Here is a 17,087-nt window from a genome sequence, read left to right as displayed (position 1 = left end):
TGCCTATGAATTACGGAATCTCCCTCCTGTCCCGCCTGACACTTATTTTTGCAGTGGCTGTCGCTGTCTTGACAGTCATGCCGCGGCAGGTGCAGGCCCAGGCAGGCATTCCGGCCGCGCCCACGGTCAAGAAGATCGTGCAGGACGTTCAGATCATCCAGAAAGGCGCGGTGAAGCTGGATGAAAACCGCATTCGCAGCCAGTTGTCCACCCGGGTGGGCCAGCCCTTTTCCAATGACGCGGTGGAGCGCGACATCCGCGCTCTCTACAACACCGGGGCCGTGGAAAACCTGGAGATCAACGCCGTGGATGTGCCCGGCGGCGTCAAAGTGATCGTGGAAATCGTGGGCCGCGGCGGCATCGCTGAAATCAATTTCATCGGCAACACCGCCATCGAAAACAGCAAGCTGCGCAAGGAGATCGGCGTCAAAGTGGGGGACCCCGTGGATGACATCAAGCTTTCCGCCGCCCAGCAGAAGATCGTGGAAGTCTATGAAAAAAAGGGGTTCTCCGATGTGACCACCAGCTATGACATCACCCCTTCGGCCCGTGAAGGATTTTCCACGGTGACCTTCAAGGTGGAGGAAGGTGCGCGTGGCATCATTCACGACATCCGCTTTGAGGGCAACACCGCCATCAAGTCACGGGTTCTGCGCGGCAAGATCAAGTCCCAGGAGCACCACATCTGGAACCTGTGGGGCAAAAAGGGCAAGCTGAACAACCAGGACCTGCAGGAGGACATCAAGAAGCTGGAGCAGGCCTTTCAGGACGAGGGCTACATGTACGCAAAGGTGACCGAGATACGTCGGGAGCCGGTCTCCGCCAAGCAGATGGACCTTGTCTATGTGATCAATGAAGGCGCCAAATACGACATTTCGGCCGTCAAGCTCTCTGGAAACACCATTTTCAAAAACGACACCTTGATGCAGGGCATCCAGACCGAGCCCGGATTCCCTTACAAGGTCAGCTTTATCAAGGGCGATGAAAAGATGATCCAGGATTATTATGGCTCCCGTGGCTACGCCGATGCGCGTGTGGAGACCAGCACCATCGAAACCGGCGCCGGACAGGTGGCCGTGGCCTACCACATCACGGAAGGCACGAAGTCCTACATCAGCAAGGTCAACATCTCCGGAAACTCCATCACGAAGGACGAGGTCATCCGCCGCGAGCTTCCCTTTGCCCCCGGTGAAGAATACAACACGGTGAAAGTCGAGGCCGGCAAAAGCCGCCTGCAAAACCTCAACTACTTCAGCACGGTGGACATACGCCCCACCCCCACCACCGTGCCGGGATACAAGGACGTGGACATCAATGTGGCGGAGCAGTCCACCGGCACGGTGAACTTCGGCGCGGGCTTCAGCTCCATCGACAGCATCACCGGCTTCATCCAGGTGACCCAGACCAACTTTGACATCAGCGACTGGAAGGATTTCCGCGGCGGCGGCCAGCGTTTCAACACCAACATCCGCGCGGGCGCCCTGCGCCGTGACGTGACCGTGAGCTGGACGGAACCGTGGTTCCTGGGCCGCGAGCTCTCTCTCACCATGGAGGCGTTCTTCCACAACCTCTACTACCTCTCCAACTTCTTCAACCAGACCAACGTCGGTATATCGTCCGGCCTGCGCAAACGGCTCGGCGAACACGCCTACATTGACACCACCTACACTCTCCAGCAGATCAAGATCGGCAGCATCGCCAGCGGCGCCTCCACCCTCATCGCCCAGGAGGCCGGCTCATACCTTCAGAGCAAGATTGATGCGAGCTTCGTGCATGACACCCGCGACAGCGTCTTCATCACGCGCAGCGGTCACAAGATCGAGGCGGGGCTGCTGCTCTCCGGTCTGGGCGGGGACGTCCCCGTGTATGGCGGCAGCATCAAGGGCCAGCAGTATTTCAACCTGCCGGGAGACACCATCCTGAGCTTCGAAGGCATGTTCCAGACCGTTAACAGCTGGAACGGCAGCCGGGTGCCCATCTTTGAGCGCCTGTTCCTCGGCGGCGCCAACAACCTGCGCGGCTTCACCTACCGTCATGCCGGTCCGAAAGACAACACCGGTGAGCCCATCGGTGGCCGGACCTCCATGTATGCCACCGGCGAATTCTCCGTTCCCGTGAACATCACCGCCAACACCGAGAAGGCGCCGCGTGTGGTGTTCTTCGGCGACATCGGCACCATCTCCGGCGCCACCGGCGCCACCACCGGCAACGGCTTGATCTACTCGGACGCCGGCATCGGCCTCCGGCTTTTCCTCCCCGTCGGCCCCATCCGTGTGGACTACGCCGTCCCCATCGGCAAAGACCCCTCTTCTGGCAGCGGCGGCCGCTTCCAGTTCAACATGGGCTACAAGTTCTAGCTCTGTGTGCCGGACATTTTGTTTGTCCGTCCCCCAATCCCGTTCAAACCTCCCCCTCCTCCTATGATTCGCAGCGTTTTCACCGCCCTCCTCCTCGCCACTGTCAGTCTTCCGGCCGCCGATCTTAAAATCGGTGTGATCGACATGTCCAAAGTCTTCCAGGAGTTTCACAAAACCAAGACCGCCGCGGAAAAGTACAAGGCCAATTTCGACAAGGCCGGCCAGGAGATGAATGAGCGCCAGGAAAAATACAAGGTGCTGGCCACTGAAATCCAGAAGCTTCAGAAAGTCGGCCAGGATCCCATCATCACCCCCGAACAGCGGGCGAAATACAACGCGGAGCTGAACGAGAAGGTGAAGGAGATCCGCGCTTTGGAAATGGAGATGCAGGAGTTCGCCGAGCGCCGCCACCAGCAGCTCAAGCAGGAGGACATGACGATCCGCAAAGGCCTCTATGAGGAAATCCTCGTCGTCGTTCGCGCCCAGTCCGAAAAGGGCGGGTATGACTTCGTCTTTGACAAGACCGGCGTCAGCCTTTCCACCGTGCCGATCCTCGTGTATGTCAAGCCGGGCTCCTCCACCGATCTTACCGACCAGCTCATCGTCGAGCTGAACAAGGATGCGCCGCCTCCCGGGGCCGAGCCCAAGAAAGAGGACGCCGCCGCCGCCCCGGCGCCCAAGAGCGAAGAGCCCAAGAAGTAGCCCGCGGCCGACCAATCTCCCAAGGCACGCCGCAAACCGTTGCGACGTGCCTTTTTTTGTTTATTCCATTCATCAGCCTGCATCATGAGCTCCATCACCCTGCAGAAACTCGCGGAACTCGTCGGAGGAACCCTCTCCCTGGGGGGGGCGGACTCGGTCATCACCGGCCTGAACTCCCTTCATGAAGCCGTGCCTGGAGAAGTCACCTTTCTGGGGAATGCGCGCTATCTGCCGGGGCTGAAGACGACGCGCGCCTCGGCGGCTCTCGTTCCTGAAGATCTCGATGGCGAGCACGCGCGGGAGGGCCTCTCGCTCATTCGTCTGAAAAACCCCACGCTGGCCTTCTCAAACGTCATCCGTTTCTTCGGCCCGCCCCCCGTGGAATTTGTTCCTGGAATCCATCCCACCGCCGTGGTGGCTGCTGACGCGGCCTGCGACCCGCAGAAAATCAGCGTCGGCCCGAACGCCGTCATTGAGGGCGGCGTGCAGATCGGAGACGGCTGCACCATCGGCGCCGGCGCCTACATCGGCCGCGGCGTGAAGCTCGGCGAAGGCTGTGTCATTCACGCCAACGCCGTCATCAAGGAGTACTGCGTTCTCGGGCGGCGTGTCATCCTTCACAGCGGTTCCGTGATTGGCAGCGACGGCTTTGGCTACGAGATGGTGCAGGGCCGGCATCAGAAGATCGACCAGGTCGGCATCGTGCAGATTGATGACGATGTGGAGATCGGCTCCTGCACCACCATCGACCGCGCCCGGTTTGGCCGCACATGGATCGGCGAAGGCTGCAAGATCGACAATCTGGTGCAGATCGGCCACAACTGCACGCTGGGAAAACACTGCATCATCGTTTCACAGACCGGCATCTCCGGCAGCACGCGCCTGGGCAACTACGTCACCATGGGCGGCCAGGTGGGCGTGGCAGGGCATCTGGAGATCGGAGACCAGGTGATGTTCCTGGCCAAGTCCGGTGTCACGAAGAACATTCTCGAAAAAGGAGCCTACACCGGCTACCCGGCGCGCCCGCTCATGGAGGGCCGCAAAATGCTGAGCCTGCCCGCCAAGATCCCCGACCTGCTGGAGCGTGTGCGCGAGCTGGAGAAAAAGCTCGCCGCACTGGAAAAAAGCGCGGTCCAGTCCTGAGCCGGGGGGCGTAACTTGGCCTGAAGCCAGCGCGGGCATTGCCAAGGGCCGGTGTTCGCTCTATCTTCGCCTCCCCCATGACCGCCGCCTCCATCCTTCCGCTTCCCGTGATGCCAGACAGCCACGGCCATTTTGGCCAGTACGGCGGCATGTTCGTGCCTGAGACTCTCATGGCCGCGCTCTCCGAGCTGACCGACCACTATGAGCAGGCCAAGGCGGACCCGGCTTTTCAAAAGGAGCTGGACGGCCTGCTGCACGAGTACGTCGGCCGTCCGACGCCGCTCTACTTTGCCGAACGCTGGACCGAAAAGCTGGGCGGCGCGAAGGTTTACCTCAAGCGCGAGGACCTGCTGCACACAGGTGCGCACAAGATCAACAACGCACTCGGGCAGATCCTGCTCGCAAAGCGCCTGGGCAAAAAGCGCATCATCGCCGAGACCGGAGCCGGCCAGCATGGCGTGGCCACGGCCACGGTGTGCGCGCGCTTTGGCTGCGAATGCACCATCTACATGGGCAAGGTGGACATGGAGCGCCAGGCGCTGAATGTGGCGCGCATGCGCTTTCTCGGCGCCAAGGTGGTCGCCGTCACCGCCGGCCAGGCCACGCTGAAAGAGGCGGTGAATGAAGCCATGCGCGACTGGGTGACCAACGTGCGCACCACGCATTACATCCTCGGCTCCGCGCTGGGCTCACACCCCTTCCCCATGATGGTGCGTGATTTCCACCGCGTCATCGGTGTGGAGGCCCGCCGCCAGATTTTGGAGCGCGAAGAGCGCCTGCCGGACCTCCTCGTCGCCTGCGTGGGCGGCGGCAGCAACAGCATCGGCCTTTTCCACCCCTTCCTGAATGACAAGGACGTGCGCATGACCGGCGTGGAAGCCGGTGGCGACGGCATCATCCCCGAGCGCCATGCCGCGCGCTTCCAGGGCGGACGTCTTGGCGTGCTGCAAGGCACGAAGACCTGGCTGCTGGCAAATGCGGACGGGCAGATCGAGCTCACTCACAGCGTCAGCGCGGGGCTGGACTATGCGGCCATCGGGCCGGAGCACGCCTGGCTGCACGACCAGGGCCGCGTCACCTACAATTACGCCACGGATGAAGAGGCGCTCGGCGCATTCCAGGAGCTCAGCCGCATTGAGGGCATCATCCCCGCGCTGGAGAGCAGCCATGCCATCGCTGAAGTGCGCAAAGTGGCGCCCACCATGCGCAAGGACCAGATCATCCTCGCCAACCTTTCCGGCCGCGGGGACAAGGATGTGGCCCAGGCGGCGCGCATGATTTTCGGGGAGGAACTGAAGTTCTAGACGCATGCCATGAAGCTGTGGAGCATCGTCTTGGGTCTGCTGGCCGTCGTCTGCGGCGGCAGTGCTTTGGCGGCGCCAAAACGCATCCATGTCTTCGTGGCTCTCGCTGACAATGCGAGCCAGGGCATCGCCCCGGTGCCGGCAAAGATCGGCAATGGTGACGACGCGGACGCCAATTTGTACTGGGGCGCCTCCGAAGGCTTCCGCTCCATCTTCGGCCGCAGCAAGGCCTGGAAACTCGAAAAGGCCGAGACCAGTCCGACCGCGGAAATTCTGGACCGCCGCAGCTACCGCCATGCGGACAAAGACTGCATCCTCGTGGCCGAAGCGTGGCGCGGAAAAAACATCCACGAATGCCTGGAGGCCTTCTTCGCCTGCCTGCGCGACCGCCGGGGCGATCTCACGGCCTTCATCGGCCACAACGAGCTGATGGACGCGCCCATGGCGGTATCCGTCCTCAGTCCCGGGGCGCCGCCCACGGACGCCATCATCCTCTGCTGCGTCAGCGGAAGTTTTTTCAAAACGCCCCTCGCCGCCCTGCAGGCACGCCCCGTTCTCACCACGGAGCAGCTCATGTACCCCGGGGCCTTTTTGCTGCGTGACGCCCTGGAAGTCTGGCTGCGCAACGGCTCCCGGCCCGAGATCCGCATGGCCGCCGCCAGAGCCTATGCGGCCAATCAACACATCTCCGTCAAAGCCGCCTCGGGGGTGTTTTCCAAACTGGAGTGACATGATGAACCCCGACCCTTCATCCTCCGCACTCATCCAGCCTGGAAACGTCATTCAGCAGGACATGGCCAGGCTGAAATCGCTGCTGCATGATTCCCTGGCTCCTCACCTGCCCGCGGAGCAGAAGGACATGCGCATCCTCAACCTCGCCTGCGGGCGCTGTGATGAGGCGGAGACCCTCATCCAGGTGGGCTCCGAGCTCACGCAGGGGGGCGGAGTGGAGATGATCGGCGCGGACATCCGCATCCGCGAGATCCGTCAGGCGCGCGAAACGCACGGGCATCTCCCCGCGCAGTTTTTGATCGAGGACGCCACCAAGATCGACCAGCACAAAGAGCTCAGCGATGACTTCAACATGGTCTTCCTGCGCCACCAGAACTTCTGGCACGGGCAGGAGCTGTGGAAGAAAATTTTTGACCAGGGCATCGCCAAACTGCGCCCGGACGGCATGCTCGTCATCACCAGCTATTTCGATGTCGAGCACCGGCTCGCGCTGCGGGCGCTGGAGTCGCTGGGCATGGAGGTCGTCAGCAACCGGCGCAACAAGGAAAGCCGGGCGCTGAAGGACGCCCCCGGCAAGTCCGTGGACCGCTGGGTGGCTGTTTTGCGCCAGCGGCGGGCCTGAGACAGGCCGCCAATAACATTTACAAGGGCCTCGCAAGGCGGTAAACTCCTTGCCCCTTCCCCAATTTAATTCATGAACCGTCTTTTTTCCGTCCTCATCCTCATGGCGGCGTTTGCCCTGGCTGCACCGGTGTTGCGTGCCCAGTCCGTTGATGTCAGCAGCGAGGTGGCGGACCAGTACTTCCGGGGCTTCGTCCTCAACAACGAGGCCGCCAAACTCGAGGCGGCGGGCGACTTCACGCTCGCGCAGACCAAATTCAAGCAGGCGGGGGAGATCATGGACAGCATCGCCCGCAATTACCCGACCTGGCAGCCGGAGATGCGCGCCGCACGTCAGCAGAAGATTCAGGACGCCCTGGCACGCCTGCAGGTGCGCTCCGCGCAGACCATGTCCACCGCCGTGCCAGCCTCCGCGCCCGCGCCTGAACCTGTGGCTGCTGCGGCTCCGGCCCCGGCCATGCCCGCCGCCGTGCCTGCACCCGGCCTGCTGGCACAGCCGGCCCCCGCCGCCCCCTCGGCTCCTGGTTCCCTGCCGAGTCTCAGTGATATTTTCAACCAATACGAGCAGGCGTACAAGCAGCGCATCGGAGAGCTGGAGGCAAAATCCAGCCAGCAGCAGGTCGATCTGGGCAAATGGCAGAACTGGTACCAGTGGGCCTCCGGTGAGATCACCACCGCGCGTGAGCAAAACTCCATTCTCAGCCAGAAGGCCTCCGCTCTGGAGCAAAGCATTCTGGCCCTGGGCAGGGAGGTGGAGGCAGGCCGCGCCATGCAGGGCCAGATGAGCAAGCTGATGGAGGAAAAAATGGCGGTGGAGCTGGAGATGCGCAAAAACGCCCAGCGGATCACGAGCTCCGAAGCCGCCGCCAAAGACGCCTCCGAAAAGCTGGCCGAGGCCTCCAACCGCATGGCCGCCCTGGAGCAGGAGCGTGACAAGGTTCTCAAAGAACGCGAGAACCTGGTGAAGGAACGCGACAGCGCCATCACCCAGCGTGACGACGCGGTGAAGCAGCGCGAGACGGCCGTCAAGGAACGTGATGCCGCAAGCGCGCGCAGCCTGGGGCTGCAGGCGGAGGTGGACGACTTGAAAAAGAAAACCAGCAGCGCCGAGATGAAGCGCCTCATCGCGGAGAACGAGGAGTTGAAGCGGAAGGTCGCCGAGGCGGAGAAGCAGGTGGAGACGCTGCGGGCGGATGTGGGCCGCAAGGACAAGGAGATCGCCGACCTGCGCGGCCAGCTCACCGGGCTGCAGGGCCAGATCGCCGAGCTGCGCAAGGAGAGCGCCGGCTACCAGACCCAGGTGGCGGAGCTGACCAAGCAGCTCAAGGAAGTGCAGACCGGCGGCATGGAGGGCAAGATCGCCGCCACTCCTGAGCTCACCCGCGAAAATGAAATGCTGCGCGGCATCATCATGCGCCAGTTGCGCGCCCAGCACCGTCAGCAGGCCGCAAAGGACCTCATGATCGCCGAGCTGCAGAAAATGGAGAGCGCCTCGAACGATCTCGTGAAGCAGGTCGAGGAGATGAAGAACGCACGCATGATCCTCACCCCGGACGAGGAGAAACTCTTCTCCGACCCCGTCGTGCGCGAACTGCTCGGCCCGCAGGGAGTTCAGGCCACCCTCATCGCCAACGCCTCCCCTGAGAGCGACAAAAAGGCCGCGCCCCCTCCCCCGACCTCCGTCGAAAAACTCATCAGCGAGGCCAATGAGTCCTACATGAACAAGAACTTCGAGAGCGCCGCCAAACTGTACCAGGACGCGCTGCGGGCCGAGCCCAAGAACGTCACCGCGCTCATTGGCCTGGGCATCACGCGCCAGCGTGAAAACAAGCATGCCGACGCCGAGGTCTCCCTGCAAAAGGCGCTGGCCTATGATCCGGCCAACGAGCCCGCCGCCTTCGCCCTCGGCGTCACCTACTTCAAGCAGGAGCGCTGGAAGGATGCGATGACCTACTTTGAGAAGAGCCTCGCCAAGCGCCCCGACAACGCCAGCGGCAGGCATTACCTCGGCATCATCGCCACGAAGCTGAACCTGATCGAACGTGCGGAGCGCGAGTTCAAGACCGCGCTGGCCATCGACCCCGACTATGGCGAGGCTCATTTCAATCTGGCGGTCCTTTACATCACCTGGGATCCGCCGAAGTGGGACAAGGCGCGCGCGGAGTACAGCGAAGCGATCAAGAAGGGCGTGCGCCCCGACGCCAACCTCGAAAAACTGCTCGAAGGCGGCAAGGTTTCGCAGCGTTAAGGCAGACGGCGGCCGCATGACTGCCGCCGCTCCTCTGCCATGAAACCCCTGCTCTTCCTCCTCTGCGGAATCTCCAGTCTCACAGCGCAGACCTTGGTGGAGATCGGCGGGAAGGCGGACGGTCCCGTCATCGAGCTGCGCTACACCACGGCGGACAACTTTTTCAAAACGGCCTTCTACCCCGCGCAGGCGAAGGCTCTGCTGCGCCCGGAGACGGCGGCGAAGCTGGCGCGAGTGCAGGCCGAATTGAAGTCCCAGGGGCTGGGCCTGAAAATCTGGGATGCCTACCGTCCCCTCGCGGTCCAGCGGGCGATGTGGAAGGCGCTTCCAGACGAGCGTTATGTGTCGGATCCCGCAAAAGGCGGCCGTCACACCCGGGGCGCGGCGGTGGATGTGACACTCGTCGATGCGCGCGGCGAGGAGCTGCGGATGCCGACGGCGCATGACGACTTCTCCGAAAAGGCGGGCGCACGCTTCAAGCTGCTGCCGCCTGAAATTTTCAAGAACCGCGAGAAGTTGCAGCAGGCGATGACGAAGCATGGTTTTGTGGTGCTCGAAAGCGAGTGGTGGCATTTCGATGATGCGGACTGGCAGCGGTATGAAGCCCTGGACCTGCCGCTGGAGAAGGTGCGGCAGAAGCACCTGATGCTCGACTCGCGGCTGGTGGAGGAAACGGGGAATGCCAGGCTGGTTCTCGGCACGCCGGAAAAGCATCCGGCCAATCCGTTGTTCCAGGCGGACAAGCCGTGGGAGAATTCCATGAACAATCTCTATCCCAATGTGATCTGGGATGAAGAGGCCGGGCTTTTCAAGCTGTGGTACAAGTGCGTGCTGGCAGACAAGGAGGTCATCGCGCAGATGGATCAGCCCGGCACCGTGCACGATGTGGGATGGTATCTGCTGTATGCCACCTCCAAGGACGGCATTCATTGGGACAAGCCTGAACTGGGCATCCACAAGTTCGCGGGCAGCGGCGCCAACAACATCGTGGCCCGTGACTGCCCCAACGTGGGCGTGTTCAAAGACTTCCGCGATGCTGATCCGCAGCGGCGCTACAAGATGGTGAGCGATGTCGGCCTGGGCAAACCGCAGGTGCGCTTCTCCGCGGACGGCATCCATTGGGGCGAGGCCCTGGCGGCGCATGGCTTTGGCGCGCAGAACGGCGACACCCATAACAATGCCTTCTGGGACGACCGCGGCGGGAAATACCTGTGGTTCACGAAGCTGTACCTCGGCGAGCGGCTGGTGGCGCGCTTTCAGAGCGATGACTTCATCCATTGGAAAAACGACGGCCTGGTGCTGCGCTCCAGCCTGGAGGAAGGCCGCGCCAGCCAGACCTACTGCATGCCGGTCTTCCGCTACGGCAGCCTCTATCTGGGGTATGTGATGATGTACCACGTGGGCAGGGGCCGCACGGTGGACTGCGAACTGGCCTGGAGCCATGACGGCCTGCAATGGCAGCGCGTGCTGCCCGGCACGCCCTTCATTCCGCGCGGAGCGAAGGGGAGCTACGACAGCGAATGCATCTACGCGATGGCGGGACCCCCCATCCTGAGAGATGGCAGGCTCATGATCTTCTATGGCGGCGACGACTTTCCGCACACCGGGTGGAAGCGTCATTGCCTGCCCTGCCTGGCCATGTTGCGGCCGGATGGCTTCGCCGGCTATGCGCCCGTGGAGCCCGGCAAGCCCTCCCACGTCCTCACCACTCCGCTGCGACTGACGGCGGAGCCTGTGTGCATCACCGCGGATGTGGCTCCTGGCGGCAGGCTCCAGGTCTCCGCGGTGGATGAGCAGGGCGCAGTGCTGGACGTGGCGGAACCCATTTCATCCTCCGTGACCGATGCGGCGCTGAAATGGAACAAGGGCGGGCTCAAAGTCTCAGAGGCGCGTTTGCGCATCGCACTGGATCATGCGTTGATTTATGCTGTCAGCGGCTGCGAACTGGTGCGGCAGGAGCCACCATCGCCGGAAAGCCCGTTGAAAAAGCCGGGCCGCGAGATGCACCCCACCGCCACGCGGACGATTTCATTTGATGCGGACGCCCAGGGCTGGAAGGGCGTGGACAAGATGGAACACCGTGCCTCTGATGGCGCGAAGGGCGGCTACGTTCATGTGTCACGCAGCGGCAGGGCGCTGCCCATTGCTTTCTCACCCCTCACCGCCAGCGAGTCACCGCTGGCGGGAGACTGGACGAAGATCATCGGCGGCCAGAGCGCGGAGATCACCTGCGAGGTGCGCTCCCTGAAAGCGGGCGGGCGGGTGATGATCGAGCTGTTCGCGAACGACGTGGCGCAGTGGCAGTTTGAAACGACGACCGCCTTTTCCCACGCCTGGCGCAAGGCCTCAGCCACCCTGCGCTATGACTGGGACGATGACGAAGCGCGGGCCGCGGGCTGGAAACGCGCGGTGAACGGCTTCTCCTGGGCGGACACGATCCAGCACATCGGCAAGGTCGTGGTCGTCCCGAGCGCCGCGGGAGCGCAAGAGAGCTTCGATCTGGATGAAGTGAGCGTCAGCGGCTCCGCCCCCTGAAAAATCAGGGACGGATTTCCTCGCCAGTGGCCGCGTTTGCCAGGGTGATCTGCTCGCGGTGGAAGGCGGGATCGCTGCGGAAGGTGAGGCGCGCATGATACTTGCGCTCCAGATCCACCAGCAGTTCGCCGTCTTCGGTTTTCAGACGGTTCAGCACTTCGGGATGCACGATGACGATGAGGCTCTTCTGGTCCTCCTTGGCACGGCCCAGAACGGCGATGAGGCGGCGCTGAAGCTCCACGCTCATGGTCAGCGGGGTTTTGACCTGGCCGTGGCCCTTGCAGTATGGGCAGGGCTCATAAAGCGTGGTGCCGAGGCTTTCATTGAGCCGCTGGCGGGTCATCTCCATGAGGCCGAACTGCGAGATCTGCAGCACCTGCGTCTTGGCCTTGTCGCGCTTCAGATGCTCGATCATCAGCTTGTACACGGCCTGCTGGTCGCGGCGGTGCTTCATGTCGATGAAGTCCACCACGATGAGGCCGCCCATGTTGCGCAGGCGGAGCTGGCGGGCGACTTCGGCGGCTGCTTCGAGGTTGGTTTCGAGCAGGAGCTTATCGACATCCTTGTGGCCCTTGTTGCGGCCGGTGTTGACGTCGATGGAGACGAGGGCCTCCGTCTGGTCGATGACGATGTAGCCGCCGCAGGGCAGCCAGACCTGGCGGTAGAACGCGTTGTCGATCTGCTTCTGGATGCCGTAGTGCTCAAAGATGGCGGTCTGGCCCTGGTAGTAGTTGATGCGGCGCTTGGCGCGGCCGGAGATGTGGGCGGCCATGCGCTGCATGCGCTCGACGGTGGGGGCGTCATCGCAGGCCACTTCATCGATGTCCTCGGTGAGGAAGTCACGCACGGTGCGCTCCACCAGATCCGGCTCCTGGAAGCAGCACACGGGGGCGTTCTGAGCGTCGCGCTTGGCGACGATCTGGTCCCACTCGTCCAGCAGGATGTTCAGATCCCGCACGATGTGGCGCGCGCGCTTGCCGGAGGCCTCGGTGCGCAGGATGATGCCCATGCCTTCCGGCAGGCTGATTTTTTCGATGATCTTGCGCAGGCGGGAGCGCTCCTTCGGATCTTCAATCTTCCGGGAAATACCGCAGGTGTCGTTCAGCGGCATCAGCACGAGCAGGCGGCCCGCGAGAGAGATGTTGGTGGTGACGCGCGGGCCCTTGTTGCCCACGGGGCCCTTGGTGACCTGCACCATGATTTCAGAGCCGATGGGGTAGAGGCTGGGGATGTCCTTCGCCTCGATGCGCTTTTTCTTTTTGCTGCCGCCGCGGTTGATCTCCTCCAGGCCGGCGTCCAGCGCGGCGGGGATGGCGTCCCAGAAATGCAGGAAGGCGTTTTTGTCGAAGCCGATGTCAATGAACATGGCCTTGAGGCCCTGCTCGATGTTGCGGATGCGGCCCTTGAAAACGCTGCCGATGAGGCTCTGGGTGCCGACGCGCTCGATGTTGTACTCCTCGACGACGCCCTTGTCGAGCAAGGCCACGCGGTTCTCCAGTTTTTCGCAGTTGATGACAAGGCGGACGCCGCTTTTGATGTCGCGTTTGCCAGTAAGCAGTTCTTTGATTCTTTGAACGAAGGTCAATGCCATGGTGTAAAATCTCCCCTAAAATAGTGCAGTTCTTCAGCGGAAGATTCTGCGGAAAAATCCGCCGCCGCTGGGAGCGGGATCGGATGGTTTGCTGTCCTGGGAGCCTCCCCGGCTGAAGATACCGACCCTGCGCACTGGCACGGCCCTAGGCACATTCTGTCCGGAGCTGGTTCCGGCCGATCCCGCTGAATCGGCCTTCCGTTGGATGTTGGGCGTCGTGTGCACACGAGGCTTGTCAGCATCATCGGGTTCTGGCGCGGACACACCCGTGCCCGTGTCACCGTCCTCATCCGGACCGAGCGCCTCGGCAGGCACCGCGGCATCGACGTATTGGACGGATGCGATATGATTGAAATGACCTTCCGCGGGCTCCATCGGCTCGGGCACCACGGTGAACGTTGAATTGGGATTATCCAGGGCCAGGCACTGTTCGAGCACACGCCGCGCCACAGGCGCCGCGCAGCCGCCGCCAGACTTGCCATTCTGCACCAGCACGGAGACGGCGAAGCGCGGATTCTGATAAGGGGCAAAGCAGATGAACCAGGTGTGGTTGTCATCGTGTTTGTGCCGGTTCTCATCGAGGCGCCAGTTCTGGGCGGTGCCGGTCTTGCCAGCCACCTCCACACCGGTGATGCGCGCGCCCTTGCCCGTGCCTGAAGGATCATTGACCACCTTCCACATGCCTTTGCGGATGACTTCGATTTCTTCGGGCTTCACGCTGGCGGAAAGGTCGCCACGAAGGCTGGGCGGGTTTTCCAGCACCGCCTTGTCGTGGTCCATCACGCGCTTCAGCAGATGGGGGCTCCAGGCCTTGCCGCCATTGGCGACGGTGGCGCTGACGGACGCCATCTGCAGCGGGGAGGCGAGCACCATGCCCTGCCCGATGGAGGTGTTGGCCGTGTAGCCATCACTCCAGCGTTCCGCAGGGCGGTGCGCGCGCAGCCAGTCGGGATTGGGCAGAATGCCGGGATCTTCGTCTTCCAGCTCGATGCCGGTCTTGGTGCCCACGCCGAGGATCTTGCCCACCTTGGTGATGTTGCCAATGCCGGCCGCATTGCCATAGCGGTAGAAGAAGCAGTTGCAGGAAAACTTGATGGCATCGCTGAGGCCGAGCGTGCCGTGGGAGCCGCCGCTCTGGCGCTGGATCCAGCACTGCATGGCCTTGTTGCCGTAGGTGACGCTGCCGCTGCAGTTGAACCGGCTCATCTGGATGCCGGCGAGGCAGCCGGCAAAGGAGATGGGAATCTTGAAGGTGGAGCCCGGCACATGACCTTTCACCGCGCGGTTGAGCAGCGGCACCGTCTTGTTGTTCAGCAGCGCATCCCAGTCCGACTGCTGGATGCTGGGAATGAAGTTGTTGGGATCGTAGGAAGGAACGGAAACCATCGCCAGCACTTCTCCGGTGTTGGGGTCGATCACGGTGACGGCGCCGCGGCCGATCTTGGCATCGCGCAGAGCCTTGTCCGCAATGATCTGCATGCGGGCGTCGAGGGTGAGGTAAACATCGTTGCCCTTGCGGGGTTCTTCGTACTCTTCATCCACTTCACCCACGGGTCTGCCGCGCTGGTCGCGCTGCATCACGCGCACACCGGGCTTGCCGTGCAGATACTGGTCAAAGCTCTTCTCCACACCGGCGCCCCCGAAATCATCCGGCACATAATAGTCCCAGCCCTTGCGGTCTTCGGCGGAGGCACGCTGATCGTCCGGCAGACGGACGTAGCCGAGGATGTGGCAGGCGACGGATTTGAGGGGATAGACCCGCGAGGCACGCTCGGCGACAGTCACCCCGGGCAGGCCCAGATTGTGCTCGGCGATGCGGCTGAACTCGGCAAAGGTGAGGTCATCCCGATAGACCCAGGGGACAGCGCCGCCAAAGCTGCGATAATGCACCTGCAGGGACTCCTTGGAGTACTCCTTGTGGACACCCATCTCGATCATCCGCCGGGTGATCGTATCTTCAAAGATCTTGTGGATGTCGAGTTCGGGCTTCTGCCGCTTGATGCCCTTTTCGACAATATCAAAGGTGATTTCCGGAACGGCCGTTTTGTTTTGCTTGGCGAGCCGCTTGTACTCCGCGACGACCTCCGCCAGATTGATGCGGACCTCGAAGCTGGCCTTGTTGGTGGCGAGCACGACGCCGTTGCGGTCCTTGATCTCTCCGCGGGGGCCGGGAATGCGCGCACGCTCCTTCTTCGCCCCGGGGATCATCTTGGCAAACTCCTCCCGGCGGTCGATCTGCAGCGACCACAGCCGGAACACGAGCAGCCCAAACCCGCACAGCATGGCGAGGGTGAACAGGTAGAGACGGAAGCGGTATTTAACGACCATCGAAACGGTACCTCAGCCCTTCATATTTGATTTCATAGCTCGACAGGCGGGCAAGCGAGTACAGGAGCAGGAAGATGAGCGGAGCGGCGAGCATGGCAAGCAGGCTGTCGGTGATCATCTTTGACCATACGCCCACCGGAAACTGCAGGGAACCCCGCAGGAATGTAATGATGAGAAACTGCGAGAGCAGCCACACGAACACAGCGATGCCGACCATGAGCACCGGCAGCTCAAGACGCCCCCGCTTGAACAAAGGGCGGATGCCCTGCAGCAGGGTGCCGAGCATGCCGAAAAGCACGATGGACAGGCCAAACGGCAGCGGATGGCTGCCCGCGCCCAGCTCCACATCCGCGCCCGTGCCAAACACATCCTCGCCACCCGGGAAGCTTTCCACAACCCCCTGAAGATGGCGCGCATCCCAGAGAAAACCGGTGATGAACGCGAGCAGCAGCATCATTGAAAACGGCGCCGCCACGGAGGCGCTGAAGAAAAACACCGCCGGCAGAAACAGCGTGGCAAACTGGGCGATCTCCAGCCCGGGAATGAACTCCTGCACCATGAAGGTGAGCAGCAGCAGAATGATGGAGATCGGGTGAAACAACATGGCGGCTCAGGGCTTGGCGCGTGCTGGTGTGGGTGCGGGTGCCGGCTCCGGCGCGGGCTCGGCCGCCTGCATCTCAATCACAAAGACGTAGTCCAGAGTGGAGAAATCTACGGCGGGTTCGATGACGGCCTCTCCGGATATCTCACGGTTTTCAAAACGCTTCACGCGGCCCAGAAGCAGGTTTTCCGGAAACACGCCGCCCTCTCCGGAGGAATAAACACCGGCGCCGGCATTGATGTTCGAATTGCGGTGGAGGAAACGCAGGTGCAGTTCGGGACGCACCTCCAGCGCGGCGCGTTCGCCACCGAGGATGCCCTGCTCCAGGGTGCCTTCGATCTTGGCGGACACGCGGCACATTTCGTCCGTGAGCAAAATCACCTTCGCCATGTGGGGGGCGAGCGTGGAAGTCTTTCCCACCAGGCCGACGGAGGTGATGACCGGACTGTCCGTGCCGATGCCATCCAGCGAACCTTTGTCGATGATGAGGCTGTTCCACCAGGTGCTGGAGCTGCGGCGGATCACCTTGGCGGCGGTCATCTTGAAAGGAGCGGACTGCTTGAACTCGATGAGCTGGCGCAGCTTGGCATTTTCCTCAATGATCTGGTTGTACTTCTGCTGAATGATGCGCAGGCGCTCAAGCTGGACGCGCTGCTGTTCATTTTCCTGCTTGAGTTCAGCGGGATTCACCTGCGGAGCCACGGCATTTTCAGCAGCCTGCTCCATGGCGGCGCTGCTGTGGATGAACGGGGACAGCAGGCTCATGACACGGGCCTGGATCCGCCGGGTGGTGGCCGTGTCAAAGGTGAACACGGCCACCAGTCCTGCGATGAAGATCAGAAGCGCGAGGATGTTGAGCTTTTTCATGAGTGGCCTTTCCTCCGGGCTGCATGCGGCGCTGGTCGGCAGACACCTTCAAGCGAAC

12 protein-coding genes are annotated in these 17,087 nt (G+C 62.4%); 8 read left to right on the top strand and 4 right to left on the bottom strand.

The features are described from left to right. Positions 1–5 precede the first annotated feature (5 nt). From bamA to ACILSQ_RS09635, 8 genes are all read left to right on the top strand, one after another. Positions 6–2,357: an outer membrane protein assembly factor BamA gene (gene bamA, locus ACILSQ_RS09670; RefSeq protein WP_395743400.1), complete on the top strand. Its 2,352-nt coding sequence runs from the start codon at positions 6–8 to the stop codon at positions 2,355–2,357. Positions 2,358–2,420: 63 nt separating this feature from the next. Then, on the top strand, positions 2,421–3,059 hold the full coding sequence (locus ACILSQ_RS09665; RefSeq protein WP_395743399.1) for an OmpH family outer membrane protein: 639 nt from the start codon (positions 2,421–2,423) through the stop codon (positions 3,057–3,059). Positions 3,060–3,143: 84 nt separating this feature from the next. Next, positions 3,144–4,202, top strand: a complete 1,059-nt coding sequence (lpxD, locus tag ACILSQ_RS09660) for a UDP-3-O-(3-hydroxymyristoyl)glucosamine N-acyltransferase (RefSeq protein WP_395743398.1) — start codon at positions 3,144–3,146, stop codon at positions 4,200–4,202. A gap of 77 nt (positions 4,203–4,279) precedes the next feature. Then, positions 4,280–5,506: a tryptophan synthase subunit beta gene (gene trpB / locus ACILSQ_RS09655; protein ID WP_395743397.1), complete on the top strand. Its 1,227-nt coding sequence runs from the start codon at positions 4,280–4,282 to the stop codon at positions 5,504–5,506. A gap of 9 nt (positions 5,507–5,515) precedes the next feature. After that, positions 5,516–6,235, top strand: a complete 720-nt coding sequence (locus ACILSQ_RS09650; RefSeq protein ID WP_395743396.1) for a hypothetical protein — start codon at positions 5,516–5,518, stop codon at positions 6,233–6,235. 1 nt (position 6,236) lies between these two features. Continuing rightward, positions 6,237–6,860, top strand: a complete 624-nt coding sequence (locus tag ACILSQ_RS09645) for a methyltransferase domain-containing protein (protein ID WP_395743395.1) — start codon at positions 6,237–6,239, stop codon at positions 6,858–6,860. 72 nt (positions 6,861–6,932) lie between these two features. Beyond that, complete coding sequence (locus ACILSQ_RS09640; RefSeq protein WP_395743394.1) at positions 6,933–9,107, top strand: tetratricopeptide repeat protein; 2,175 nt, start codon at positions 6,933–6,935, stop codon at positions 9,105–9,107. A gap of 39 nt (positions 9,108–9,146) precedes the next feature. Further along, the gene (locus ACILSQ_RS09635; RefSeq protein ID WP_395743393.1) at positions 9,147–11,642 is read left to right on the top strand and encodes a M15 family metallopeptidase; all 2,496 of its coding nucleotides are present in this window, start codon (positions 9,147–9,149) and stop codon (positions 11,640–11,642) included. Positions 11,643–11,646: 4 nt separating this feature from the next. Here the strand turns inward: ACILSQ_RS09635 and ACILSQ_RS09630 are convergent, their stop codons facing one another. The 4 genes from ACILSQ_RS09630 to mreC are packed head-to-tail and all read right to left on the bottom strand — an operon-like array spanning position 11,647 to position 17,029. Further along, positions 11,647–13,233 (bottom strand): ribonuclease E/G, encoded by a 1,587-nt coding sequence (locus ACILSQ_RS09630; RefSeq protein WP_395743392.1) that lies wholly within the window; start codon positions 13,231–13,233, stop codon positions 11,647–11,649. 33 nt (positions 13,234–13,266) lie between these two features. Continuing rightward, positions 13,267–15,561: a penicillin-binding protein 2 gene (mrdA, locus tag ACILSQ_RS09625; RefSeq protein ID WP_395743391.1), complete on the bottom strand. Its 2,295-nt coding sequence runs from the start codon at positions 15,559–15,561 to the stop codon at positions 13,267–13,269. Continuing rightward, a complete protein-coding gene (locus ACILSQ_RS09620; RefSeq protein WP_395743390.1) occupies positions 15,551–16,165 on the bottom strand; it encodes a hypothetical protein in 615 nt (204 codons plus the stop codon). The genes mrdA and ACILSQ_RS09620 overlap by 11 nt, the downstream gene beginning before the upstream one ends. A 6-nt stretch (positions 16,166–16,171) precedes the next feature. Next, positions 16,172–17,029, bottom strand: coding sequence for a rod shape-determining protein MreC (mreC, locus tag ACILSQ_RS09615; protein WP_395743389.1), 858 nt, complete (start codon positions 17,027–17,029; stop codon positions 16,172–16,174). Positions 17,030–17,087 lie beyond the last annotated feature (58 nt).

The sequence above is a fragment of the Prosthecobacter sp. genome (assembly GCF_044227185.1).
In the GTDB taxonomy this organism is placed as follows: Bacteria; Verrucomicrobiota; Verrucomicrobiia; order Verrucomicrobiales; family Verrucomicrobiaceae; genus Prosthecobacter.
Note: the sequence above shows the minus strand (reverse complement) of the source record. Positions and strands in the feature narration are given on the sequence as shown.